A 538-nucleotide genomic window follows, 5' to 3' on the forward strand; every position below is an offset into this window, starting at 1 on the left:
TGCGGGTGGCCGACGGAGCCCGCGGCGATATCGACCCGCGGATCGACCCGATCGAACTCGCCATCCTCGGACCGAAACGGCGAGTGACCACGACGGCATCGATGACCCTGTCGGTGGACCACCCGCTGTCGGAGTCCGGAGAGTTCGACGTGGTCGTCGTCCCTGCGCTTGGAACCCTCACCGCCGCCGCGACCCACGACGCCCTCCAGAGCCGAGATGCTCGTTCGGTCATCGCCTCACTCGGGCGCCTCGACGACGCGACCACCCGGATCGCCGCGGCGTGCACCGGCGTGTTCGCCGTCGCCGAGACCGGACGGATGCATCATCGGCGGGCGACGACCAGCTGGTTCCTGGGGCCGGAGTTCCTGAAGCGCTATCCGACCGTCGCCCTCGATCTCGACACCATGGTCGTGGTCGACGGGAACCTCGTCACCGCCGGCGCCGCGTTCGCCCACATCGACCTCGCGCTCTCACTCGTGCGATCGATCAGCCCCGACCTGGCCCAACATGTCGCCAAGCTCCTCATCATCGACGAGCG

The 538-nt window shown here is 68.8% G+C and carries 1 protein-coding gene; it reads left to right on the plus strand.

Annotation, left to right across the window (positions count from 1 at the left end):
• Nucleotides 1-538: DJ-1/PfpI family protein (locus tag FEF26_RS15560; RefSeq protein WP_208012969.1), on the plus strand; the 538-nt coding region annotated here is incomplete at both ends.

The organism is Nesterenkonia salmonea, from assembly GCF_005771525.1.
GTDB classification, from domain to species: Bacteria; Actinomycetota; Actinomycetes; order Actinomycetales; family Micrococcaceae; genus Nesterenkonia; species Nesterenkonia salmonea.